Origin of the sequence: Acidovorax sp. sic0104 (assembly GCF_019219095.1) — a bacterium.
Taxonomy (GTDB): domain Bacteria; phylum Pseudomonadota; class Gammaproteobacteria; order Burkholderiales; family Burkholderiaceae_C; genus Acidovorax.
The window spans coordinates 32,805-54,536 of sequence record NZ_JAHUWH010000022.1 but is presented as its reverse complement, the minus strand read 5'-3'; the positions used below and the strand labels follow the sequence as shown (position 1 = coordinate 54,536).

Sequence of the window (21,732 nt, the reverse complement as noted above, 5' to 3'; positions counted from 1 at the left end):
CTTCAGCCGTTCATGCTCAGCAGCTGGCTGGCGGTCTTGTCGTTGGTCTCGGCGGTCTGCAAGAGGCGCATCTGCTGCTCGAACTGGCGCGATGCGGCGATCATTCCGACCATGCTCTCCACCGGGTTCACGTTGGAGCCTTCGAGCGCGCCGGACAGCATGCGGGCATTGGCATCGTTGGGCATGGGGTCGCCCGAGGTGGCGCGGAACAGCCCGTCGTCGCCGCGCTTGAGCGGGTCTTCCGCCGTGGGGGTGGCGAGCTTCAGGCGGCCGATGTTCTGCGCGGCCTGGCCTGCGATCTTGGCGGTGATGGTTCCGTCGCTGCCGAAGGACACCTCGGCCCCGGGCGGCACGTCGATGGGCGCGCCGCCGTCGGACAGCACGGGCAGCCCGGTGGGCGTGAGCAGCTGGCCTGTGGCCGAGACTTCAAAGCTGCCCGCGCGGGTGTAGGCCTCGGTGCCGTCCAGGCCCTGTACCGCGAACCAGGCGTTGCCGGCGGCCATCGCGTCGAGGTTGCGGCCCGTGCGCTGCACCGGGCCGGGGGTGTTCACATAGCCCGAGGTCGCTTCGAGCGCGAAGACGCGGGTCTTGGAGCCGTCGCCCTGCATGGGGACGGAGCGGAAGGTGGACATCTCCGCGCGAAAGCCTTGCGTGGACGCGTTGGCCAGGTTGTTGGACAGCACGGACTGCCGGTGGGCAGCCGCGTTCGCGCCTGTCATCGAGGTGTAGATGATGCGGTCCATGGTGCAATATTCCTTTCAACGTTTTCCACGGCTTCGGCCTGCGCGCGGCGGTGGTGCCTGGCGCTGCGTAGGCCAGCGGCCGCCGCGGAACCGGCTTTGCCGGACCGCCGCTGGCGCCCCCTCGAGGAGGAGACGCCGCAGGCGGCCCGGGGATGTGGTCATCTCAAGTTCACGAGCGTGGACATCACCTGGTCTTGCGTCTTGATCGTCTGCGCGTTGGCCTGGTAGGCGCGCTGCGCGGTCATCATGTTCACGAGTTCGGCCGTGAGGTCGACGTTGGAGTCTTCCAGGGCACCCGAGCGCAGCGAACCGAAGTTGCCATCCGTGGCGGTGCCCACCACCGGCTGGCCCGATTCGAACGTGGCCACCCAGTTGTTGCCGCCTACCGAGGCCAGGCCCTGCGTGTTGCGAAAGCTCGACAGCGCCACCTGGCCTTCGGCGCGGGTCACGCCGTTGGAGTAGCGGGTCATGATCATCCCGTTGTTCTCGATGTTGATGCCGGTCAGCTCGCCGGTGGTGTAGCCGTCCTGGCTCAGGTTGGACACCGAGAACTTGTTGCCGCTCTGGGACACCTTGTCCAGCCCGACATCCACCGTGTAGGTCGGCAGGTTGTTGGGGTTGGGCGGCGTCGGGCTGACGGTGAGCGGCAGCGAGAAGCCGGTGGCGGGTGGTGTGGCGGCCGGGCCGGTGATGGCGCCGTTGTTGTCGAACGTGATCTGGCCGATGGGCGCGGCGACCACGGGAGGCACGGCCGTGGGGTCGTCGAGCGCGTCGTACACGTCCCAGGTGTTGTCGGTCGCGGTCTTCTGGAAGTACAGGTTGACCGGTTTGGCCACGCCCTGGCTGTCGAACACGTTGATGGAGGTGCCGTAGGTGGCACGCGGCGTGGCGGGGACGGGCGGTGTCGCGGCGGGGTCGCCAGCGGCGTCGGTGGCCGTCGCGGGCAGATTGAATGCGGCGGTGATCTTGGTGGTCTGCTTGGCGGGAATCGGCTCGGACGTGGGGAACACCATCGGAATGGGGTCGGTGCCCGAGCGCAGGCCCGTGACCGGGTCCACCGGGAAGCCCATGACCTTGGCGTTGTCGTTGGTGATCATGTTGCCTTCCTTGTCCAGCTTGAAGTTGCCGGAGCGGGTGTAGGCAGGCGTGCCGTCGGGCATGGTCAGCGTGAAGAAACCGTTGCCGTTGATGGCCACGTCCAGGCTGTTGCCGGTGATGGTGAGGTTGCCCTGCGTGAACTGCTGCGACACCGCGGCGACCTCCACCCCGATGCCGGCGTTGGTGCCGCCGGCCGAGCCGATGGCGGAAGCGACCATCTCCGCGAACTCGGCCCGCGAGGCCTTGAACCCCACGGTGTTGGAGTTGGCGATGTTGTGCCCGATGACGTCGAGGTTCTTGCTGGCGGCGTTCAAGCCCGACAGGCCTTGCTGAAAACTCATGGTGTTCTCCTAGAGAGGCGATAGAGGGGTTGGGCCGTTAAACCAGGGCCTTGATCTGGCTGTAGCTGATGGTTTTTCCGTTGGCGAGGGTCAGCTTGAGCTGGCCGTCCTCGGCGCCTGCGGCCGTGACCTTGGACAGCGCCAGCGGCGTGCTGGACAGCTTGGCCGAGCCGTTGACGGCGCTGACGCGGAACTGCAGTGCATCGGTGGCGCCGGTGTACTTGCTGGCGTCCCACTCGAAGGTGTGGCGGCCTGCGGCCTTGGCGCCCAGGTCGATGGTGTCCACCACCTGGCCACCGGCGGTGGTGACCTCGATCTTCACGTTGGTGGCGGCCGACGGCAGCTCGAAGCCGCCCTTGCCGACCTTGTCGGCCACGGCGATGCTCGAGCCCTCGGTCATCACGTTGCGCCCGATCAGCGCCGTGCCTTGCATGACCTGCAGCGAGTTGAACTGTTCGGACATGCTCTGCATGGTCTGGTTGAGCTGCTGGATGCCGGTCACGGTGTTGATCTGCGCGATCTGCGAGGTCATCTGCGCGTTGTCCAGCGGGTTCATCGGGTCCTGGTTGTTCAGCTGCGCGACGAGCAGCTTCAGAAACCGGTCCTGCGCTGCGGCGGGGTCGGTGGCGGCGTTGGCCTTGGTGCCGCCGGTAGCGTCGGTGACCGTGGGGGCGCTGGTGGTGGAGTTGAGGATCATGGTGGCGTCCTTTGGTTACTGGCCCATCTGCAGGGTCTTGAGGAGCAGCGACTTGGCTGTGTTCATGACCTCGACGTTGTTCTGGTAGGAGCGCGAGGCGGAGATCATGTTGACCATCTCCTCCACGGCATTGACGTTGGAGTGCGTCACGTAGCCCTGCTCGTCGGCGGATGGGTGGCTGGGGTCGTGCACGCGGCGCCCGGGGGTGTTGCTTTCGTTGATGCCGGTCACGCGCACGCCGGCAGAGCTGTCCGCGCCCATGGGCTCGGTCTGGAACATCACCTGGCGCGCCTTGTAGGCCTTGCCGTCGGGGCCTGCCACCGCATCGACGTTGGCCAGGTTGCTGGCCACCACATTGAGCCGCTGCGACTGCGCGCTGACGGCGCTGCCCGAGACGCTGAAGATGGAGAACATGGACATGGGGTAACTCGCTTTCTGCGCTGTGTGCGGGTGCCGCTGCTTACTGGCCCTGGATGGCGCTGAGCATGGTCTTGGCGTTGCCGTTGATGAAGCGCAGCGTGGCTTCGTAACGCACAGCGTTGTCGACGAAGTTGGCGCGTTCGCGGTCCAGGTCGACGGTGTTGTTGTCCAGGGCGGGCTGGGTCTGCACGGCATAGCCCAGCGTGCCCTTGGCACCCAGCTCGCCGCTCATGTGGCGGGCGGGCAGGGCCATGTGGCGCGCGTCGGTGGTGCCGGCGGTGCCCACCGTGCCTGCGGTGAGCTTGGTCGTGAAGCCCGAGCCGGCGCCCGTGCTGCTCTCGCCCGTGGCCTCCTTCAGTGCTTCGCTGAACTCGAAGTCGCGTGCCACGTAGCCAGGGGTGTCCGAGTTCGCGATGTTGCTGGCGATGGCACGCTGGCGCTCGGAACGCAGGATCAGTGCGTTGCCGTGGAAGTCCAGCCGGTTGGTCATCTTGTCGAGCATGTTGGCCTCGTGCCCTGGAGTGGTGCAAAAACGCCGGTCCAGGGGTTTTCCGGCGTGGCTCGATTGTGGAGAGACCGGCTTTTTTCTAAAGCGCGAAGAACCCGGAAATGGGCGCGCAGTTTCGGGTTTTGCGCGGACCGGGCCTGCCTATAGTTCCAGTCGTGAAATAGTCTTTGCCACCCTGCGCGCGAAGACCCGTGAAGACTCGCGACACCCCCGCGATGCCCAGGAGGCCCCCCATGCCATCGATCTCGTTTCCCCGCTCTTGCGCCTTTTCTTTCGGTGCACAGCCTGCATTGCACGCCCGGCCTGTGGGCGCGGCGCGCCCCGGTGCGCGGAGTGCCCTGGCAACTGCGGTGTTGCTGGGTGCGGCGCTGTGCGCTGCGGGCGCCGCGCACGCCCAGTCGGCCGCGGACCCGGCGGCGGACCTGGGGCCGCTGACCCAGCGCTGGCTGGACGATGCCCTGACCCGCAACCAGCCTGCCGGATTGCCGCTGCGCATGGAAGTGAGCGTTGGCTCGCTGGATTCGCGGCTGCGGCTGGCGCCCTGCGCCCGCGTCGAGCCCTATCTGCCGGTGGGCTCCCGGTTGTGGGGGCGCACCCGGCTGGGGCTGCGCTGCGTCGAGGGGCAGACGGCCTGGAACGTGTATCTTCCGGTTACAGTCAAGGCATTCGGACCCGCGTGGGTTTTGACGAGCGCCGTGGCGCCTGGCACCGTCCTGACGGCGGCGGACGCTACCGAAGCAGAGGTGGATTGGGCTGCCGAGACCGCGCCTGTCATGGCCAACCCCGAGATGTGGGTCGGGCAGATTGCGGCGCGCCAACTGGTTCCTGGGCAGGCGCTGCGCCAGAGCATGGTGCGCGCTCCCAGCCTGTTTCGTGCAGGCGCTCAGGTCAAGGTGGTGGCCCAGGGGCCGGGCTATGCCGTCACGTCGGCAGGCCAGGCGATGTCTGCCGGTGCTGCAGGGCAGATTGTGCGCATACGCATGGACAATGGCCGGATCATTAGTGGAACAGTGAATGAAAACGGGACAATAGACGTTACCCTTTGATGCCGGAAGCCCGATAAATCGCTAAAGTCCTTGCGAAATGGGTCGAAAACATTGCTACTGTGCCCCACATCGAACGGGGTGGTGGAGAGAGCGATGAAGATAGGTCAAAAACCGGAACTCCCGGGCGGGTTGCCGCAGACAACGCTTGCCAAGCAAGTCAAAAGTCCTGCGACCGCTGCTGAAGGAGCTGCAAAAGACGCCCTGGCCGCGTCGACCGCCGGTGTGCCTGTCACCGTGTCGACCGCCGCCCGGGCACTGGACCAGTCGGCCCGTACGGCCGGCGACTTCGATGCCAGCAAGGTCAAGGCCGTGCGCGCCGCGATCGAAAAGGGCACGTTCTCGGTGGATGCTGATGCCATTGCCGACAAGATGCTCTCCAACGCCCAGGAAATCCTGTCCCGCTCGCGCGGTTGAACCCCACCACGAACGCCGGGGTTCACCGAGCGCACTGATCATCACTTGGCATACCAGCACGGTTCATCGCACAATGCGCCATGTCGCTGGAAGAATCCCTCTCGGCTGTTGAGCAGCTGATCGAAAAAGTCTCCGCCGCGCTTCTTGCGGCAGATCCCCAAACCCTGGAAAAGCACAGCATCGCCCTGCGGGATGCAGCGGCGCAGTTCACCTATGCGCTGGAGCAGTCTGCGCAGCGCGGCCTGCCCCTGCCTGCACAATTGAAAAAACGGGTGGACGCCATCAGCGACATGCTGGTCAACCACCGCGACGGCCTCGCCCGCCTGTCCGCCAACGCCGACCGCCAGGTCGCCAGCATGATCCCCCAGGCGGGCACCCCCGCCACCTACGGCGACGGTCGCGCCGCCCAGCCCGGCAAGCCTGGCGTGGCACGCATCTACAAATCGGCGGGTTGAGTCGCAACCCAAAAAAGACAGCTGCTGGCGCTTGCCTCGCTTGGTTATGAATGGTTAGAACGGCTCGATCTGCCGCCAGTCAAGCGCAAGCAGCTATCCCGTCGATAGCAAACGGGTGCTCAGTACGTTGGAGTTAGCCTTGCGCACTGCCCGCCGAAACGGTCGCAGCCCAATACCAGTGCCACCGTGGATCTGGCTCCGCCAGTCCAGGGATGGCGTCCCCCTCAGGGGGAAGCGGCGCAGCCGCTCAGGGGGGAGCGGCTAGTGCGCCCTCATCTTCGCCCGCAACCGTGCGATGGACTGGCTGTGCAGCTGGCACACCCGTGACTCGGTCACGCCCAGCACAGCCGCGATCTCCTTGAGATTCATGTCGTGCTCGTAGTACATGCCCATGATGTGCTGCTCGCGCTCGGGCAGGCTCTTGATGGCGTTGACGAGAGACACCTTCAGCCGCTGGTCGCGCAGCATTTCCATGGGGTCGGCATCGCCGTCCGCGACGTGGCGGTCGAGGAAACCGTCATCGTCCTCGTTGTGGGTCATGTCCTCCAGGTACACCAGCTGTGTGCCGCGGACCTTGCCCAGCAGGGTCTGGTACTCGCCCAGGGCCATGCCCATTTCGTCGGCGATCTCGGATTCGAGCGGGCTGCGGCCGAGCTTTTGCTCCAGGCGGTGCACCGCGTGCTCGATGTCTTTCTGGCTCTTGCGCGAGCTGCGGCTCATCCAGTCGCCCTCGCGCAGCTCGTCGAGCATGGCGCCGCGGATGCGCTGGGTGGCAAAGGTCTCGAACTGCACGCCCTGCGCCACCTCGTAGCGCGACAGCGCCTCCGCCAGGCCCATCATGCCGACCTGGATCAAATCGTCCAGCTCCACATTGGGGGGCAGCTTGGCGATCATGTGGTGCGCAATCCTGCGGACCAGCGGAACATGCTGGCGGATCATCGCGTCACGATCGAGCTGGCCTTTGGCGGTGTACATCAGATCAGTGGCTCCGGGCAAAATGGACAGGCGCACCTGTCAGATTGTGGGTGGGAAGAGCCGTCATCGATTCACTGATAGTGCCCGCATTTTCCAGCAGTTGCAAGGCCAGGCGCTGCAGGTCCTGCGGGCTTTGCGTGGCGATGGTCGTGGTGCGCACGGGGCCGCACAAGTGCTGTTCGGCGCACTCCTGCAGCGTCTGCAGGGCGCCTTGGATCTTCCTGCGCTCGGCGGCGGTATTGCCGTGCAGCAGGCCCGCCACCATGCACGGCAGGCCCGTATCCACCGCAATCTGCTTGAGGGTCTTGTAGCTCTGGAGCACACCTTGGGCATCGTTGCCCATCACCACGAGCGGAATCGTCGCAGTGTGCGTGAGCAACGGGCCCAGCATGGCCGCAGGCGCATGCAGCACCATCAGGCCATAGGTCCTGAAGTAAGGCAGCAAACCATGCAGGGGCGGGGTTTCGTTGGTCTGAGCGCGGCGCGCGGCAAGCTGCAGGCCTTTGGCCGCCGGGATCACCGCCAGCGAGGAGGCGTTGGCGCCCATGTTCAGGTGAGCCCCGTCGTTCCATGGTGCCTGCTGCAGCAGGTGCAGCAAGCCGGGGCTGTCGTCGGTCTCCTGCGCCGTGCCGTCCAGCACCACCACGGGGTGGCCCAGGCGCTGCAGGATGGCGCAGACCTGCCACAGGGCTTCGAGCCCTGTGCCGGCGTTGTCCTGGCTGGCGACTGCCACCACGCGCAGCTCGGACTGCGGCGTGAAGCTGTGCAGGCTGGCGCCTTGGTGAAATCCGATATCAAGCATCGACCAGCCCCCGCTCGTTGATGCCGTCCGGCGAGTGCGAGAAGAAGAAATTCAAATCGCTCGCCTTGGGGTCGAACGCCGACTTGACCGGCGCGCGCATCGATGTGTTGATGAGCCTGTGCGCATCGGCGCGTTCCCAGTCCTCGGGCACACGCTGGCCGTTGGTCACGCCGCGCAGCACCATCTGGTGGCGGATGAGCGCGTCGATCGCGGGGCCGAGCTTGACGGCTTCGTCCACCTTGGACAGGATGGCCTGCTGCGAGCCGTCGGTCTTGAAGCCGGTGAGCACATCGTCCAGCGTGTCGCCGTGGCAGCCGGCGTTGAGCACCAGCAGGCGGTTGACGTGCGGCAGGTCCAGCACGTCCAGCATGTCGCGCTTGCGCGGGTCGCGCGGGGCGACGCCGGTCGTGTCGATGAGCACCATTTTCTTGCCCGACAGCAGGCCCAGCAGGTCCTGCAGCGCGGCACGGTCGTGCGCCAGGTGGGCCACGATGCCCAGCATGCGCCCGTAGGTGCGCAGTTGTTCGTGTGCGCCCACGCGGTAGGTGTCCAGCGTGATCAGGCCCACGCTGCCGGGGCCGTGGATGCGCGCGCACATGGCTGCCAGCTTGGCGGTGGTGGTGGTCTTGCCCACGCCGGTGGCGCCCACCATCGCGAAGATGCCGCCCTGTTCGTACAGCGGGGTCTCGGCCAGGTCGGTCCTGAGGTTGCGCTCCAGCACTTCCATCAGCCAGCGCACCGATTCAGCGGCCGAGAGCTCTTCGGGCATGCGCTCCAGCACGGCGCGGGCCAGCGAGGGCGAGTAGCCCGCGCGGATCATCTTGAGCATCAGGTTGGACTGGATGGGGTTCTGTCGCGCCTGCCCCAGCCATGCCAGCGTGTTGAAGCGGTCTTCGATCAGCTCCTTCATCGCGTGCAGTTCGGTCATCACGCTTTGCTGGTGGGCGGCGGACTGCACGGCCTGGCTGACGGAGGGCTCGGCGCGGCGGCGGGGCTGCTCGGGCGGCAGGTCCATGGGGATGGTGCGCAGCGGGTTGTGGCGCGCCACGGCAGGTGTGGGGGCGATGCGCTCGCGCTCGGGCGCTTCGTCGCGGCTGCGTTCGGACAGCGTGGGCGCGTCAGACGGGCCGTTGATCGCTTCATGGCGGCGGCGCAGCATGCGCTCGCGCACGTAGTCCTGGAAGGACAGCGTGCTCATCGCCAACTGCTCGGTATCTTCTTCCACCGGGTTGCGGTTCAGGGCCGACAGCGCCGCCATGGCTGCCTGGTTGGGGCTCTGGCTTGCTGCACGTTGCGGGGCGCTGCGGGCCGGCGTGGGGGCGAGCAGGGGTGGGTTGGATGGGTGCGACGAGGCGCCACCGGCACCACCACCGTCCAGGGCGGAGAGCGTGTCTTCCGCCGTGGCCATCACTTCGACGCCGTTGGCGGTGGGGCGGTTGGACAGGATCAGCGTGCCGTCGCCAAAGGCCATGCGCGCCTTGGCCAGAGCCTCCCGCGATGTGGGAGCTGTAAAGCGTTTGATGTTCATGCTGATGCACCTCTAAGGATCGGCCCAATGCGGATGGTGTGGGTCTCGGGGATTTCACTGTGTGCCAGCACCTGCAGCCGGGGCGCGACGCGGCGCACCAGGCGGGAGATGGCATTGCGGATCTGGTCGGGCACCAGCAGGCAGGCTGGCAGGCCCATTTCTTCCTGCTTCAAGGCCACTTCGGCAGCCTTCTGGGTCAGGATGTCTGCGACTCCCGGGTCGAGCGCCGGGCCGGCGGCATTGCCCAGGGCTTGCACCAGCAGGCGCTCCAGGCCGGGTTCGATGGCGATGACGTTCAGCTCGCGCGTCGGGCCGTAGATCTGCTGGACGATGGCGGGCGACAGGGCAATGCGCACGCGGCGGGCCAGTTCGACCGGGTCGCTGATGCCGCCGGCGAACTCGGCCAGCGTCTCGATGATGGTGCGGATATCGCGGATGTGCACAGATTCCTCCAGCAGCAGCTGCAGGACCTTCTGGAACGTTGCGATGGAGACCATTTTCGGGACCACTTCTTCGATGAGCTTGGGGGCCAGCTTGGCCACGTGTTCCACCAGTTGTTGGGTTTCCGTGCGGCTCAAAAGCTTGGCTGCCTGCACTTGCATCAAGTGTGACAAATGGGTGGCCATCACGGTTTCGGAATCAACGACCGTAAAACCCGCCATTTGTGCGGCTTCCTTCTGGCGGTCGTCGATCCAGTGCGCGGGCAGGCCGAATGCGGGGTCGGTCGTGGGGGTGCCGATCAGCGGCGTGGTGATGCCGCCGGGGTTGATGGCCAGGAACATGCCGGGGAAGGCTTCGCCTTCGCCCACCACCACGCCGCGCAGGGTGATGCGGTAGCCGCTGGGCTTGAGCTCCAGGTTGTCGCGCACGTGCACGGCCGGAGGCAGGAAGCCTACCTCCTGCGCGAACTTGCGGCGCACGCCCTTGATGCGGGTGAGCAAATCGCCCTGGCGGCTCTTGTCCACCAGGCTGATGAGGCGGTAGCCCAGCTCCAGGCCCAGCAGGTCCACGGGCTGCAGATCGTCCCAGGTAGCTTCGCCGTCGGCCACGGGGGCGGGAGGGGCTTCGACCTCGGGCGGCACCTTCTGGCGCTCATACAGCAGCCAGGCACCGTAGCCCATGAGACCACCCATTGTCAGGAACACCATGTGCGGCATGCCGGGGATCATGCCCAGCAGCAGCAGGATGCCGGCCGTGACGCCAACGACGCGGGGCGACATGAACAACTGCGCCACGATCTGGCGCCCCATGTCCTGGTCCTTGCCGACCCGCGAGATCACCATGGCCGCAGCCACCGAGATCAAGAGGCCTGGGATCTGCGCCACCAGCGCATCGCCGATGGCCAGCAGGATGTAGCTGTCGGCGGCCTGGCCTGCCGACAGGTTGTGCTGCAGCACGCCGATGGCAAAGCCGCCCACGATGTTGATGATCAGGATCAGGATGCCGGCGATGGCGTCGCCGCGCACGAACTTGGAGGCGCCGTCCATCGAACCGAAGAAATTCGCCTCCTCCGATACTTCGGCGCGGCGGCGCTTGGCTTCCTTCTCGTCGATCAGGCCGGCGTTCAGGTCGGCGTCCACCGCCATCTGCTTGCCGGGCATGGCGTCCAGCGTGAAGCGGGCCGAGACTTCGGCGATGCGCTCTGCGCCCTTGGTCACCACCACGAAGTTGATCACCACCAGGATCGCGAACACGATCAGCCCCACCGCGAAGTTGCCGCCGATCAGAAAGTGGCCGAAGGCCTCGATCACCGCACCCGCGGCGCCTGGGCCGGTGTGGCCTTCAAGCAGCACCACGCGGGTCGAGGCCACGTTCAGCGACAGGCGCATCAGCGTGGTCAGCAGCAGCACCGAGGGGAAGGCTGCGAAATCGAGCGGGCGAACCATGTAGGCCGCCACCATCATCACCATCAGCGCGACGGCGATGTTGAGCGTGAAGAACGCATCGAGCAGCCACGGTGGAATGGGCAGCACCATCAGGGCGAGGATGGCCACCACCAGCAGCGGTGCCGACAAGCCCTGGAGCGCGCTGGCGTTGCTGCCGGCCCATTGCTTCATCGAATTGACGGATGTGTTCATACGGCGGCGCCTTGCACGGTGGACGTGGTGCGGTTCAGCGGATCAAGCTCTGGAGGAACGAAGGGTTCTTCCAGGGTGTCGGGCATGCGGCCTTCGCCACGCAGCGCGGCTTTGAGGCGGTATACGTAGGCCAGCACCTGGGCCACGGCGGTGTACAGCGTGGCGGGGATGGCCTGGTCGAGCTCGGCATGGGCGTACAGCGCACGTGCCAGCATGGGTGACTGCAGCACGGGCACCTGGTGCTCCCGGGCCACGTCGCGGATCTTCATGGCGATGAGGTCGGTGCCGCGCGCGATCACCTGGGGCGCGTTCATGGTTTTCTCGTCGTACTTGAGCGCCACGGCATAGTGGGTGGGGTTCATCACCACGAAGTCGGCCTTGGGCACGGCCGCGACGCTGGCGCGCTCGGCGATCTCGCGCTGCTTCTGGCGGATGCGGCCCTTGATGTGCGGGTTGCCGTCCGATTCCTTGTGCTCCTGCTTGACTTCCTCGTGCGACATCTTCAGGCGCGACTTGAAGAAGTAGGCTTGCAGGGGTACGTCCACCAGCGCGGCCAGGAAGACGACGAGCAGCAGCAGGCTCATGCCGGATGTGAGCCAGTCCGCGAGCTGCCGGATGGCGACGGGCGAGGGCTGCAGCACCAGCATGGCCACGGACTCGATGCTGTTGCCCATGAACTTCCAGGCCACATAGCTCAGGATCGCGGTCATCAGCACCATCTTGGCCACGTTGGCCATCTGCTGCTTGGAGAACAGGTTGGCCACGCCCGAGATCGGGTTGAGCCGGTTGAACTGGGGCGAGATGGGCTTGCTGCTCATGATCCAGCCGCCCGCGCCGATGGCGCTGATCAGGGCCGCGCTGCTGGTGAGGATGGCGAACACGGAGCTGGCGATCATGCCGATGACCACCATGTCCGACAGCCGCTTGAGCATGGTGCCGGGCGCCATCACGATGGCAGAGTCGAACGCGAGCTGCCGGCTCATGGCCAACTGCATGTGGTCCATGAGCGCCGGAGCCAGCACCAGCATGCAGCCAGCGCCCGCGCCCAGGATCGCCAGATGGGAGAGGTCGCGCGAGCGCGCACCCTGTCCGTCTTCGCGCGCTTTTTGCAGTTTGCGCTCTGACGCGGGTAGGTTTTTCTCTTGGCTGGATTCCATGATGGCATGACGGCTGGTGCCATGCCATTGTCGTGAGCGACCCGGAAATCTAAAGCTGGATAAGGGGGCGGCGATGCCCGCTTTTCAGAGGGGCGGAGGCTTTTCGAGCCTCAAACGCAGCGGGCAACCCGTGCTACGTGCGGCCTTTGAAACTGGCGCGCCAGACCAGTGCACCCGTGGATCTGGCTTTGCCAGTCCACCGGGTGCGCCCCCCCTCGGGGGGAAGGCGCCGGAGGCGACTCAGGGGGGTCTAGAACCCGAGGCTGGCCAGCAGGTCATCCACCTGGGACTGGTCGGTGACGACATCCGGCGTGTTCTCGGGGTCGACCACCGGGCCCTGCAGGTGCGCGGGCTTGGTCTCGACGGCCGGGACCTGGGCATTGGGCGGCGCTGTCTGAATCAGCAGCTGCACGAGCTGCTCTTCGATGTTGGCGGCCAGGTTCACCACGCGCGCGATCACCTGGCCGGTGAGGTCGTGGAAGTCCTGGGCCATCATGATCTCGGTGAGGTGCGTGTCGGCTTCCTTGGTCACGCGCTCCACATCGGTCAGGAAGTTCATGATTTCGCCCTTGGCGACGGCGGCCACGGGGTCCTTGACCAGGGACGTCACCACGCGGCGCGTTTCCGCGGCGATGTAGTCGTGCTGCGCCTTGGCCTGCTCCACGCGGTTGAGCACCTTTTCCGCCGCTTCTCCGGTCAGGCGGGCGATGTAGGACAGGCGGCTTTGCGCGTCGGGCAGCTCGCCCATGGAGCCGCGCAGCTTGTCGGCGTAGCCCAGCTCGTTGAGCGAGTCGTGTAGCTGGCGGGTCAGCAGGCCGATCTTCTGGTGGACTTCGGCAGGCTGTTGGCTGTTGTGGTCCGGTGTGGCGTCCATGGTGTCATAGCCCCATCTTCTTGAGGATCAGGGTCACCTTTTCTTCCAGGGTGGCCTTGGTGAAGGGCTTGACGATGTAGCCGGCGGCGCCGCCCTGGGCTGCGGCCACGATGTCTTCCTTGCGGGCTTCGGCCGTCACCATCAGGACGGGCAGGTGCTTGAGCTTGTCGTCCTTCTTGATCTCCGCCAGCAACTGGAAGCCGTTCATGTTGGGCATGTTGATGTCGGTGACCACAAAGTCGAACTTGCTGTTGCGCAGCTTGTTCAGCGCGGCCACGCCATCCTCGGCTTCATCGGCATCGGAGAACCCGCTTTCCTTGAGCAGGTTGCGTACGATGCGTCGCATGGTGGAGAAGTCGTCAACAATCAAAAAGCGAAGGGCTGTGGTCACGTGGGACCCTTTCGGTCGGAAGTATCTGTAAGTATTGTCATGGGCGGCAGGTTTGGTGACAAGTCGTAACCGTCATCTGCCTGGGGGGGGATTTTCCCGCTTTTCATTCAGCAGTTCTGTCGAAGTGATTTCGGGGATCCCTTTGCCCATGAGACGTTCTTCGGCTTCGCGGGTCAGCACCGTGATGGTGATGCGCCGGTTGGCGGGTGCGCGCGGGTTCTTTGGCTCCAGCAGATCGCTGGCCGCCAGGCCCACCACGCGTCCCAGTTTAGCGTCTGGCATGCCGGCCGAGACCAATTCGCGCCGCGAGGCGTTGGCCCGGTCGGCCGACAGCTCCCAGTTGCTGTAACCGCGCTCGCTGTTGCCATACGGCACGGCGTCGGTGTGGCCGGCCAGGCTGATGCGGTTTTCCACTCCGTTCAGGGCGGCGCCGATCTCGCGCAGGATGTCGCGCATGTAGGGTTTCACCAACGCACTGCCGCTGTCGAACATGGGGCGGTTCTGGTCGTCGATGATCTGGATCTGCAGCCCGTCCGGCGTGATGTCGATGCGGATCTGGGATTTGTACTCGTTCAGGCGCGGGTTCTCGGTGATGAGCGCGTCGATCTTGGCTTCCAGGGCCTTGATGCGGTCCAGATCCTGTTTGGCGCGCTCGGCGCGGGCGGCGTCGATGCTCATGCGGCGCTGCTTGGCCTCCTCCACGTCGGAGCGCCGCACCTGCCCGTGCACCTTGGCCAGGTCGTTCCCGCCACCCGGGATCACGCTGGAGCTGTTGCCCGCGCCGTCGCCGCCGGTCATGGCGACCTTGAGCGGCGAGGCAAAGTATGCAGCGATCCCCTGCAGCTCGCCCTTGGCGGTGGAGCCCAGCAGCCACATCAGCAGGAAGAACGCCATCATCGCCGTCACGAAGTCGGCGTACGCGATCTTCCAGGCGCCACCATGCACCGCGTGGCCGCCTTTCTTGATGCGCTTGATGATGATGGGCTGGAGTTTCTTTTCTGCCATGGCGCTCAGGAGTCAGAGGGGGCTCGCTGGTGCTCCCGCTGCTACTTCTTGCCCTTCACATGCCCCTCCAGTTCGGAGAAGCTCGGGCGGACGTTGGAGAACAGGACCTTGCGGCCGAACTCGATGGCCGTGGCCGGGTTGTAGCCCTGCATGCTGGCCAGGAGGGTGGACTTGATGCACTGCAGCTCCTTGGCGGCGTCCTCGGTCTTTTGCTCGACCAGGCCGCCGAGCGGCTCGACCACGCCATAGGCCAGCAGAATCCCGAGGAACGTGCCCACCAGCGCCGAGCCGATCATGCCGCCCAGCACCGACGGCGGCTGGCCCACCGATCCCATGGTGTTCACCACGCCCAGCACGGCGGCCACGATGCCGAAGGCGGGCAGGGCGCCGGCCAGCCGGGCCAGCGCGGCCACGGGGGCGTGGGCCTCCTGGTGGTGGGTGTCGATCTCGCTGTCCATCAGCGCCTCGATCTCGTGGGAGTTGAGGTTGCCCGACACCATCATGCGCAGGTAGTCGGTGGTGAACTCGATCACATGGTGGTCGCTGCCCACCGTGGGGTATTTCTTGAAGATCTCGGACTCGTGGGGCGCCTCGACATCCTTTTCGATGGCCATCAGGCCTTCCTTGCGCGCCTTCTGCAGGATGTCGTAGAGCATCGCCATGAGCTCCATGTAGCGCTCCTTGGTGTACTTGGAGCCCTTGAGCGCCATCGGCAGCGCGGCCATGGTGGCCTTGATCACCTTGGGCTGGTTGTTCACCACGAAGGCCCCCAGGGCGCCGCCCAGGATGGTGATGATCTCGAAAGGCAGCGCCTTCAGGATCACGCTGATGTTCCCCCCGTGCACGATGTACACGCCGAAGATGCAGCCGAGGCAGACGACGTAACCGATGATGACAAACATGCTTTGGACGTGTTGGGCGGCAACTGGATTGAAGCCGGAAACGGCGGGTTGGGCACGGTTGCTGGCAGTGCAGCTTACCGAAGGTTACTGCAAATGTATCGGATTGAAGAGCACCAAATAGCGTCAAGAGCGCTGAGATCACGGGGCTTCTTGGGCAAATGGCGCCAGCGGGACACCCAGGCCCCGCATGTGGCGAACGCAGCCTGTCCGGGCCGGTATGGACCGAGGGCGCTGCGGTCGTGGCAGCGCGCCTTGGCGCCGTCTGACCCCTGAAAATTGAAAGAAATGTGCCGTTCCTGCAGTCGTGACAAGCGCTGATTGCTATATTTCTGATAGCTTTTGACTGGTTTTGCGGCTCGCTGCCCGTGGCCGCCTTGGCATCAATCGCTGCATTTGGGCCGGTTTTGGGCACCCACAGGGCCTTTTGACGCGGTAAGGGCTGCACTATGCTGCGGGCATGAAAGCCGTACTGCTCGCGGGGGGGCTGGGAACCCGCATCTCGGAAGAGTCGCACCTGCGTCCCAAGCCCATGATCGAGATCGGAGGGCGGCCCATTCTTTGGCACATCATGAAGATGTATGCCGCCCATGGCGTGAACGACTTCATCATCTGCCTGGGCTACAAGGGCTACGTCATCAAGGAATACTTCGCCAACTACTTCCTGCACATGTCCGACGTGACCTTCGACATGGCCAACAACCGCATGGAAGTGCACCACCGCCACGCCGAGCCCTGGCGCGTGACGCTGGTGGACACGGGCGAGGCCACCATGACCGGCGGGCGCCTCAAGCGCGTCGGCGAATACCTCGCGCCGGACGAACCCTTTTGTTTCACCTACGGCGACGGGGTGTCCGACATCGACATGGCGGCGCAGTTCGCCTTCCACCGCGCGCACGGCAAGCTCGCCACCGTCACCGCCGTGCTGCCGCCGGGCCGCTATGGCGCGCTGATGCGCGATGGCGACCAGGTGCAGGGCTTCGTCGAGAAGCCCCGTGGCGATGGCGGCTGGATCAACGGCGGCTTCTTCGTGCTGTCGCCCCGCGTCCTTGAGCGCATCGACGGCGACGCCACCCCCTGGGAGGCCGAGCCCATGGACACGCTGGCACGCGACGGCGAGCTGATGGCCTATGAGCACCACGGCTTTTGGCAGCCCATGGACACGCTGCGCGAGAAGAACCTGCTGGAAGAACTCTGGCAGGGCGGCCAGGCGCCCTGGAAGCGCTGGTGATGGCGGCGGTCCCCATGACAACGACAAGGCTGCAGATTCATGCGTCCTGACCCCGACTTCTGGCGCGGCAAGCGCGTGCTGCTCACCGGCCACACCGGATTCAAGGGCGCGTGGCTGTCGCTGTGGCTGCAGCGCCTGGGCGCACAGGTCACCGGCGTGGCCCTGCCGCCCCCGGCCGACCCCAACCTCTTTCGGCTGGCCCGTGTGGACGAGGGCTTGGACAGCCACTTCTGCGATGTGTGCAACCCCCAGGCCCTGGCCCCGCGCATCCGCGCGGCGCGGCCCGACGTGGTGCTGCACCTGGCCGCGCAGGCCCTGGTGCGCCCGAGCTACGCCGACCCGCTGGGCACCTTGGCCACCAACATCATGGGCACGGCCCACGTGCTGGATGCCCTGCGCGGCCTGCCCGAGGCGCGCGTGGCCCTGGTCGTCACCACCGACAAGGTCTATCGCAACCGCGAGTGGGCCTACCCGTACCGCGAGGACGACCCTCTGGGCGGGCACGACCCCTACAGCGCCAGCAAGGCTGCGGCGGAAATCGTGGCGGCCAGCTACCGTGACGCATTCCTCGCGCAGCAGGGCGTGGCCGTGGCCACCGCCCGTGCGGGCAACGTGATCGGCGGGGGCGATTGGGCGCCGGACCGGCTGCTGCCCGACGCCGTGCGCGCCTGGCAGGCGGGTGAGACCCTGCACATCCGCCGTCCGCAGGCCACGCGCCCCTGGCAGCACGTGCTCGAACCCCTGGCCGCGTACCTGCGTCTGGCGCAGCGCCTGTGGGATGCGCCCGGGTTGGCCGGCCCCTACAACTTCGGACCGCTGCCACACGAGGCTGCGACGGTGAGGAATGTGGTCGAATTGGCCTCTGGAGCATATCCAGCAAGCGCAATAAGCTATGAAAATGAGAGCGATGGGCCGCACGAGGCCGGCTGGCTGGCGCTGGAGACCGCCCATGCGCGCCAGGCCCTGGGCGTGGCGCCCCGCTGGGCGCTCACCACCTCCGTCGCCCGCACCATGAACTGGTACCGCCAGCAGCACGGCGGCGCCGATGCGCGCGCGCTGTGCCTGGCCGACATCGACGCCTGGGAGGCCCAGGCGTGAGCCGGCTGTCCTGCACGCCGCTGCCGCTGGCCGGACTGCTGCGCGTGCAGCGGCAGCCGCTGGCGGACGAGCGCGGCTTCTTTGCGCGCCTTTTCTGTGCCGACGAACTCGCAGCCGCCGGCTGGACGCAGCCCATCGCGCAGATCAACCACAGCCACACGGCCCGGGCCGGCACCGTGCGCGGCATGCACTACCAGCGCCCGCCGCATGCCGAGATGAAGCTCGTGACCTGCCTGCGCGGCGAAGTCCTGGACGTGGCGGTGGACCTGCGCCACGGCTCGCCCACGTTCCTGCAGTGGCATGCCGAGCGGCTGTCGGCCGACAACGGCGGCGCGCTGCTCATCCCGCCGGGGTTCGCGCACGGCTTCCAGGCGCTCTCTGACCGCGCCGAGTTGCTGTATTGCCACTCGGCCCCGTACGTGCCGGGCTCGGAAGCGGGCCTGAACCCGCTGGACCCGCGCCTGGCCATCGCCTGGCCCCTGCCGCCCGCGGGCCTTTCGCCGCGCGACGCCGGCCAGCCCTGGCTGGTTGACCAGCCAGGCCCAGAATTCGAAGGAGTGCGCCTGTGAAGTGCCGACACTGCGGCAGCCCGCTGCAATTGCCGTTCCTGGACCTGGGCAGCGCCCCGCCGTCCAACGCCTACCTGCCCGAGGCGGCCTTGCGCGCGCCCGAGACCTGGTTTCCGCTGCGCCTGCTGGTCTGCGAGACCTGCTGGCTGGTGCAGACCGAAGACCACGCCGGGCGCGAGGCACTGTTCACCGACGACTACGCATACTTCAGCTCGTTCTCGTCGTCCTGGCTGGCCCACGCCGACGCCTACGTGCAGACGATGCGCGAACGCCTGGCGCTCACCGTCGGCAGCTGCGTGGTCGAGGTCGCCTCGAACGACGGCTACCTGCTGCAGTACGTGCAAGCCGCCGGCATCCCGTGCTACGGCGTGGAGCCCACGGCCAGCACGGCGGCCGCCGCCCGTGCCAAGGGCATCGAGGTGGTGGAGCGCTTCTTTGGCGTCGCCCTGGCCGACGAGCTGGCCCGCTGCGGCCGCCAGGCGGACCTGATCGCCGCCAACAACGTGCTCGCGCACGTGCCCGACATCAACGACTTCGTGGGAGGCTTTGCGCGGCTGCTCAAGGCCCACGGCGTGGCCACGTTCGAGTTCCCGCACCTGCTGCGCATGGTGCAGGGCTGCCAGTTCGACACCGCCTATCACGAGCACTACTCGTACCTGTCGCTCACCGCCGTGCAGCGCATCTTCGCGGCCAACGGCCTCACGGTGCTGGATGTGCAGGAGCTTTCCACCCACGGCGGCAGCCTGCGCGTGTTCGCCGGCCGGGCCGATGCGGCCAGCCACCCCCAGGCCACGGCCGACGGTGCGCGCCGGGTGCAGGCCTTGCTGGCCGCCGAGGCAGATGCGGGCATGCTGGGCGCCGGTTTTTATGGCGATTTCCAGTCCCAGGCCTTGCGTGTCAAGCGTGAGCTGCTCACTTTTTTATTGCAATGCCAGGCCGACGGCGTCACCGTGGGCGCCTATGGTGCTGCGGCCAAGGGCAACACCCTGCTCAACTTTGCCGGCGTGCGGCCCGACCTGCTGCCCTATGCGGTGGACAAGAATCCCGCCAAACAGGGCCAGTACCTGCCCGGCAGCCGCATCCCGGTGGTGGGCGAGGCGCACTTGCGCGCGCACCGGCCCCAGCGCATCCTCATACTGCCGTGGAACCTGCGCGGCGAGGTGGCCGAGCAGCTCGACTACACGCGCAGCTGGGGCGCGCAGATGGTGGTGGCCGTGCCGCGGCTGGAGGTTTTCTAGGTGATCGAGATCCACCCCACGGCGAAGGTGTCGCACCTGGCGGACATCGAGGACTCGGTGCGCGGCACCCGCATCACCGTGGGCGCGCACTCGGTGATCGACAGCTTCGTCAAGGTCAAGCCCGCGGGCGGACAGGGCGATCTGGCGGTGGGCGAGCACGTGGTCATCAACGCGGGCTGCGTGCTCTACACGGGCAACGGTATCCGCATCGGCAACTATGTGGCGATCGCGGCCAACTGCACCTTCGCCCCGGTGAACCATGCCTATGCCGACCGAAGCCGGCTCATCCGCGAGCAGGGCTTTCTGCCCAGCAAGGGCGGCATCGTGGTCGAGGACGACGTGTGGATCGGCGCCAACTGCGTGCTGCTCGACGGTGCCGTGCTCAGGCGCGGCTGCGTGGTTGGCGCGGGCTCCATCGTGCGGGGCGAACTGCTGGCGTACACCGTGTACGCAGGCCAGCCGCTGCAGGTGGTGGGGGAGCGGCGGTGACAAGCCTGCCCACCTCCATGTTCACCGTGCTCGGAGCCTCGGGCTACATCGGCAGCCGGCTCGCGGAGCACCTGCGCTCCCGGGGCCACGCCGTGTGGGCGCCTGCGCGCGGCGATGCGGAACTGCTGCGGCGGCCCCTGGGCCATGTGCTGTACTGCGCGGGCCTCACGGCGGACTTTCGCACGCGTCCGTTCGACACCGTGGATGCGCACGTGGGGCTGCTGGCCCAGGTGCTGCGGCATGCGCGCTTCGAGTCCTTGCTGTATCTCTCGTCCACGCGGGTCTACATGGGCGCTGCCACCACGCACGAGGACGCGGCGCTGTCGGTGCTGCCGGGTGATCCGACGTATCTGTACAACCTCACCAAGCTCACCGGCGAATCTCTGTGCCGTGCCAGCGGGCGCTCCGGGGTGCGCGTGGCGCGCCTGTCCAACGTCGTCGGGCCGGGCATGGACGCTGCGTCGGGCAACCTGGTGGCCGACCTGGTGCGCCAGGCGCGCGCGGGCCACATCGTGCTGCGCTCCGATCCGCAGTCCTCCAAGGACTATGTGCATGTGGAGGATCTGCTCGACTGGCTGCCGCGCATCGCACTGGCGGGCCGCGCCGCCACCTACAACGTCGCCAGCGGCCGACAGACGCTGCACGCCCAGTGGCTGGCCTGGCTGCAGGCCCGCACGGGTTGCACCCTGGAAGTGGCGGCAGAGTCCCCGCTGCAGCGTTTTTCGCCCATCGACGTCAAGCGCCTGCAGGCTGAGTGGGGCGTGGTGCCCCGTGCCGTGCTGGCCGATGACTTGTTGCAATTTCTGCCATCGAACGACCCCGCCGACCCCGCTGACCCTGTTGGAGTAACCGAGCCATGAACCCTGTCGACCAATTTGCCCAGGAGCGCCGCGACCGCCTGGCCGGCTATGCCCAGGACGCCGCATTCCAGACTTTGTCGCGCGACTGGCTGCAGGCCTCCATGCAGCGGCAGTACGTCTACAACTTCGACTGGATGGGCCGGCCCATCATCCAGTACCCGCAGGACATGGTGGCCATGCAGGAGCTGGTGTGGCGCGTGCGGCCCGACCTCATCATCGAGACCGGCATCGCCCACGGCGGCTCGCTGGTGCTCAGCGCCTCGCTGCTGGCGCTGCTGGATATGAGCGACGCCATCGAGGCGGGCACCACGCTGGACCCGCGCGTCTCGCGCCGCAAGGTGCTGGGGGTGGACATCGACATCCGTGCGCACAACCGCGCTGCCATCGAATCCCACCCCATGGCCAGCCGCATCGCCATGGTCCAGGGGTCGGCCGTTGCGCCCGACGTGGTGCAGCAGGTACGCGACTTCGCCAAGGGATACCAGCGCGTGCTGGTGTGCCTGGACTCCATGCACACGCACGACCACGTGCTGGGCGAGCTCGATGCCTACGCCCCTCTGGTCACGCCCGGCAGCTATTGCGTGGTGTTCGACACCTTCGTGGAGGACATGCCGCCCAGGTTCTTTGCCGACCGGCCCTGGGACGTGGGCAACAACCCGAAGACGGCCGTGCGCCAGTGGCTTGCCGGGCACGCCGAGTTCGAGGTCGATGCCGACATGGAGCAGCGTCTGCAGGTGACGGTGGCGCCGCAGGGCTTCCTGCGCCGGCGCACGGATTGATGGATGCGGCCCAGCGCTCAGATCAAGGAGACGGATC

The 21,732-nt window shown here is 66.7% G+C and carries 24 protein-coding genes; 10 read left to right on the top strand and 14 right to left on the bottom strand.

Going from position 1 to position 21,732, the window contains the following annotated elements:
• Positions 1 to 2 precede the first annotated feature (2 nt).
• The 5 genes from flgF to flgB form a co-directional block, all read right to left on the bottom strand.
• A complete protein-coding gene (gene flgF, locus KW835_RS24065; protein WP_218387088.1) occupies positions 3 to 743 on the bottom strand; it encodes a flagellar basal-body rod protein FlgF in 741 nt (246 codons plus the stop codon).
• Between the two features lie 158 nt (positions 744 to 901).
• Entirely contained in the window at positions 902 to 2,182 is a 1,281-nt protein-coding gene (gene flgE, locus KW835_RS24060) for a flagellar hook protein FlgE (RefSeq protein ID WP_218387087.1), read from the bottom strand.
• Positions 2,183 to 2,219: 37 nt separating this feature from the next.
• Positions 2,220 to 2,879, bottom strand: coding sequence for a flagellar hook assembly protein FlgD (locus KW835_RS24055; protein WP_218387086.1), 660 nt, complete (start codon positions 2,877 to 2,879; stop codon positions 2,220 to 2,222).
• Positions 2,880 to 2,894: 15 nt separating this feature from the next.
• Entirely contained in the window at positions 2,895 to 3,299 is a 405-nt protein-coding gene (gene flgC / locus KW835_RS24050) for a flagellar basal body rod protein FlgC (RefSeq protein ID WP_218387083.1), read from the bottom strand.
• A 40-nt stretch (positions 3,300 to 3,339) separates the two neighbouring features.
• Positions 3,340 to 3,801 (bottom strand): flagellar basal body rod protein FlgB, encoded by a 462-nt coding sequence (gene flgB / locus KW835_RS24045; protein WP_218387082.1) that lies wholly within the window; start codon positions 3,799 to 3,801, stop codon positions 3,340 to 3,342.
• Positions 3,802 to 4,040: 239 nt separating this feature from the next.
• Between flgB and flgA the strand changes: the two genes are divergently transcribed.
• The 3 genes from flgA (at position 4,041) to KW835_RS24030 (ending at position 5,722) form a co-directional block, all read left to right on the top strand.
• A complete protein-coding gene (gene flgA, locus KW835_RS24040) occupies positions 4,041 to 4,853 on the top strand; it encodes a flagellar basal body P-ring formation chaperone FlgA (protein WP_218387081.1) in 813 nt (270 codons plus the stop codon).
• Between the two features lie 93 nt (positions 4,854 to 4,946).
• Positions 4,947 to 5,267 (top strand): flagellar biosynthesis anti-sigma factor FlgM, encoded by a 321-nt coding sequence (gene flgM, locus KW835_RS24035; RefSeq protein WP_218387079.1) that lies wholly within the window; start codon positions 4,947 to 4,949, stop codon positions 5,265 to 5,267.
• An 80-nt stretch (positions 5,268 to 5,347) separates the two neighbouring features.
• Positions 5,348 to 5,722, top strand: a complete 375-nt coding sequence (locus KW835_RS24030; protein WP_218387077.1) for a hypothetical protein — start codon at positions 5,348 to 5,350, stop codon at positions 5,720 to 5,722.
• 261 nt (positions 5,723 to 5,983) lie between these two features.
• Here KW835_RS24030 and KW835_RS24025 read toward each other — a convergent pair whose 3' ends face one another.
• The 9 genes from KW835_RS24025 to motA form a co-directional block, all read right to left on the bottom strand.
• Entirely contained in the window at positions 5,984 to 6,697 is a 714-nt protein-coding gene (locus KW835_RS24025) for an RNA polymerase sigma factor FliA (RefSeq protein ID WP_218387075.1), read from the bottom strand.
• 4 nt (positions 6,698 to 6,701) lie between these two features.
• The gene (locus KW835_RS24020; RefSeq protein ID WP_218387073.1) at positions 6,702 to 7,499 is read right to left on the bottom strand and encodes a hypothetical protein; all 798 of its coding nucleotides are present in this window, start codon (positions 7,497 to 7,499) and stop codon (positions 6,702 to 6,704) included.
• The gene (flhF, locus tag KW835_RS24015; protein WP_218387071.1) at positions 7,492 to 9,027 is read right to left on the bottom strand and encodes a flagellar biosynthesis protein FlhF; all 1,536 of its coding nucleotides are present in this window, start codon (positions 9,025 to 9,027) and stop codon (positions 7,492 to 7,494) included. The genes KW835_RS24020 and flhF overlap by 8 nt, the downstream gene beginning before the upstream one ends.
• Positions 9,024 to 11,105 carry a flagellar biosynthesis protein FlhA gene (gene flhA / locus KW835_RS24010; protein WP_218387070.1) on the bottom strand — a complete coding sequence of 694 codons (2,082 nt, stop codon included), beginning with the start codon at positions 11,103 to 11,105 and terminating at the stop codon, positions 9,024 to 9,026. Before flhA ends, flhF begins: the two co-directional genes overlap by 4 nt.
• Positions 11,102 to 12,262, bottom strand: a complete 1,161-nt coding sequence (locus KW835_RS24005; protein WP_218387068.1) for a flagellar biosynthesis protein FlhB — start codon at positions 12,260 to 12,262, stop codon at positions 11,102 to 11,104. The genes flhA and KW835_RS24005 overlap by 4 nt, the downstream gene beginning before the upstream one ends.
• 250 nt (positions 12,263 to 12,512) lie before the next feature.
• Positions 12,513 to 13,136: a protein phosphatase CheZ gene (locus KW835_RS24000; RefSeq protein ID WP_218387067.1), complete on the bottom strand. Its 624-nt coding sequence runs from the start codon at positions 13,134 to 13,136 to the stop codon at positions 12,513 to 12,515.
• 4 nt (positions 13,137 to 13,140) lie between these two features.
• The gene (gene cheY, locus KW835_RS23995; protein WP_015015821.1) at positions 13,141 to 13,527 is read right to left on the bottom strand and encodes a chemotaxis response regulator CheY; all 387 of its coding nucleotides are present in this window, start codon (positions 13,525 to 13,527) and stop codon (positions 13,141 to 13,143) included.
• A gap of 72 nt (positions 13,528 to 13,599) precedes the next feature.
• Entirely contained in the window at positions 13,600 to 14,532 is a 933-nt protein-coding gene (motB, locus tag KW835_RS23990) for a flagellar motor protein MotB (protein ID WP_218387065.1), read from the bottom strand.
• 41 nt (positions 14,533 to 14,573) lie between these two features.
• The gene (gene motA / locus KW835_RS23985; RefSeq protein ID WP_056172898.1) at positions 14,574 to 15,434 is read right to left on the bottom strand and encodes a flagellar motor stator protein MotA; all 861 of its coding nucleotides are present in this window, start codon (positions 15,432 to 15,434) and stop codon (positions 14,574 to 14,576) included.
• A gap of 457 nt (positions 15,435 to 15,891) precedes the next feature.
• Here motA and rfbF point away from each other — a divergent pair, with 457 nt between their 5' ends.
• From rfbF to KW835_RS23950, 7 genes are read left to right on the top strand one after another with little or no spacing between them, the layout of a single operon-like run.
• Positions 15,892 to 16,662 (top strand): glucose-1-phosphate cytidylyltransferase, encoded by a 771-nt coding sequence (gene rfbF, locus KW835_RS23980; protein WP_218387063.1) that lies wholly within the window; start codon positions 15,892 to 15,894, stop codon positions 16,660 to 16,662.
• A 39-nt stretch (positions 16,663 to 16,701) separates the two neighbouring features.
• Positions 16,702 to 17,760: a CDP-glucose 4,6-dehydratase gene (gene rfbG, locus KW835_RS23975; RefSeq protein WP_218387061.1), complete on the top strand. Its 1,059-nt coding sequence runs from the start codon at positions 16,702 to 16,704 to the stop codon at positions 17,758 to 17,760.
• Entirely contained in the window at positions 17,757 to 18,329 is a 573-nt protein-coding gene (locus KW835_RS23970) for a dTDP-4-dehydrorhamnose 3,5-epimerase family protein (RefSeq protein ID WP_218387059.1), read from the top strand. The genes rfbG and KW835_RS23970 overlap by 4 nt, the downstream gene beginning before the upstream one ends.
• Complete coding sequence (locus KW835_RS23965) at positions 18,326 to 19,567, top strand: class I SAM-dependent methyltransferase (protein ID WP_218387057.1); 1,242 nt, start codon at positions 18,326 to 18,328, stop codon at positions 19,565 to 19,567. The genes KW835_RS23970 and KW835_RS23965 overlap by 4 nt, the downstream gene beginning before the upstream one ends.
• Complete coding sequence (locus KW835_RS23960) at positions 19,568 to 20,056, top strand: acyltransferase (protein WP_218387055.1); 489 nt, start codon at positions 19,568 to 19,570, stop codon at positions 20,054 to 20,056.
• 17 nt (positions 20,057 to 20,073) lie between these two features.
• Positions 20,074 to 20,916, top strand: a complete 843-nt coding sequence (locus tag KW835_RS23955; protein WP_218387054.1) for an NAD(P)-dependent oxidoreductase — start codon at positions 20,074 to 20,076, stop codon at positions 20,914 to 20,916.
• Entirely contained in the window at positions 20,913 to 21,695 is a 783-nt protein-coding gene (locus KW835_RS23950; protein ID WP_218387052.1) for a cephalosporin hydroxylase family protein, read from the top strand. The genes KW835_RS23955 and KW835_RS23950 overlap by 4 nt, the downstream gene beginning before the upstream one ends.
• Positions 21,696 to 21,732: the final 37 nt, after the last annotated feature.

What these genes read in the sequence shown, in the direction of transcription:
- flgF (WP_218387088.1), bottom strand. Translation starts at nt 743, where the DNA reads ATGGACCGCATCATCTACACCTCGATGACAGGCGCGAACGCGGCTGCC.
- flgE (WP_218387087.1), bottom strand. Translation starts at nt 2,182, where the DNA reads ATGAGTTTTCAGCAAGGCCTGTCGGGCTTGAACGCCGCCAGCAAGAAC.
- KW835_RS24055 (WP_218387086.1), bottom strand. Translation starts at nt 2,879, where the DNA reads ATGATCCTCAACTCCACCACCAGCGCCCCCACGGTCACCGACGCTACC.
- flgC (WP_218387083.1), bottom strand. Translation starts at nt 3,299, where the DNA reads ATGTCCATGTTCTCCATCTTCAGCGTCTCGGGCAGCGCCGTCAGCGCG.
- flgB (WP_218387082.1), bottom strand. Translation starts at nt 3,801, where the DNA reads ATGCTCGACAAGATGACCAACCGGCTGGACTTCCACGGCAACGCACTG.
- flgA (WP_218387081.1), top strand. Translation starts at nt 4,041, where the DNA reads ATGCCATCGATCTCGTTTCCCCGCTCTTGCGCCTTTTCTTTCGGTGCA.
- flgM (WP_218387079.1), top strand. Translation starts at nt 4,947, where the DNA reads ATGAAGATAGGTCAAAAACCGGAACTCCCGGGCGGGTTGCCGCAGACA.
- KW835_RS24030 (WP_218387077.1), top strand. Translation starts at nt 5,348, where the DNA reads ATGTCGCTGGAAGAATCCCTCTCGGCTGTTGAGCAGCTGATCGAAAAA.
- KW835_RS24025 (WP_218387075.1), bottom strand. Translation starts at nt 6,697, where the DNA reads ATGTACACCGCCAAAGGCCAGCTCGATCGTGACGCGATGATCCGCCAG.
- KW835_RS24020 (WP_218387073.1), bottom strand. Translation starts at nt 7,499, where the DNA reads ATGCTTGATATCGGATTTCACCAAGGCGCCAGCCTGCACAGCTTCACG.
- flhF (WP_218387071.1), bottom strand. Translation starts at nt 9,027, where the DNA reads ATGAACATCAAACGCTTTACAGCTCCCACATCGCGGGAGGCTCTGGCC.
- flhA (WP_218387070.1), bottom strand. Translation starts at nt 11,105, where the DNA reads ATGAACACATCCGTCAATTCGATGAAGCAATGGGCCGGCAGCAACGCC.
- KW835_RS24005 (WP_218387068.1), bottom strand. Translation starts at nt 12,262, where the DNA reads ATGGAATCCAGCCAAGAGAAAAACCTACCCGCGTCAGAGCGCAAACTG.
- KW835_RS24000 (WP_218387067.1), bottom strand. Translation starts at nt 13,136, where the DNA reads ATGGACGCCACACCGGACCACAACAGCCAACAGCCTGCCGAAGTCCAC.
- motB (WP_218387065.1), bottom strand. Translation starts at nt 14,532, where the DNA reads ATGGCAGAAAAGAAACTCCAGCCCATCATCATCAAGCGCATCAAGAAA.
- motA (WP_056172898.1), bottom strand. Translation starts at nt 15,434, where the DNA reads ATGTTTGTCATCATCGGTTACGTCGTCTGCCTCGGCTGCATCTTCGGC.
- rfbF (WP_218387063.1), top strand. Translation starts at nt 15,892, where the DNA reads ATGAAAGCCGTACTGCTCGCGGGGGGGCTGGGAACCCGCATCTCGGAA.
- rfbG (WP_218387061.1), top strand. Translation starts at nt 16,702, where the DNA reads ATGCGTCCTGACCCCGACTTCTGGCGCGGCAAGCGCGTGCTGCTCACC.
- KW835_RS23955 (WP_218387054.1), top strand. Translation starts at nt 20,074, where the DNA reads ATGTTCACCGTGCTCGGAGCCTCGGGCTACATCGGCAGCCGGCTCGCG.
- KW835_RS23950 (WP_218387052.1), top strand. Translation starts at nt 20,913, where the DNA reads ATGAACCCTGTCGACCAATTTGCCCAGGAGCGCCGCGACCGCCTGGCC.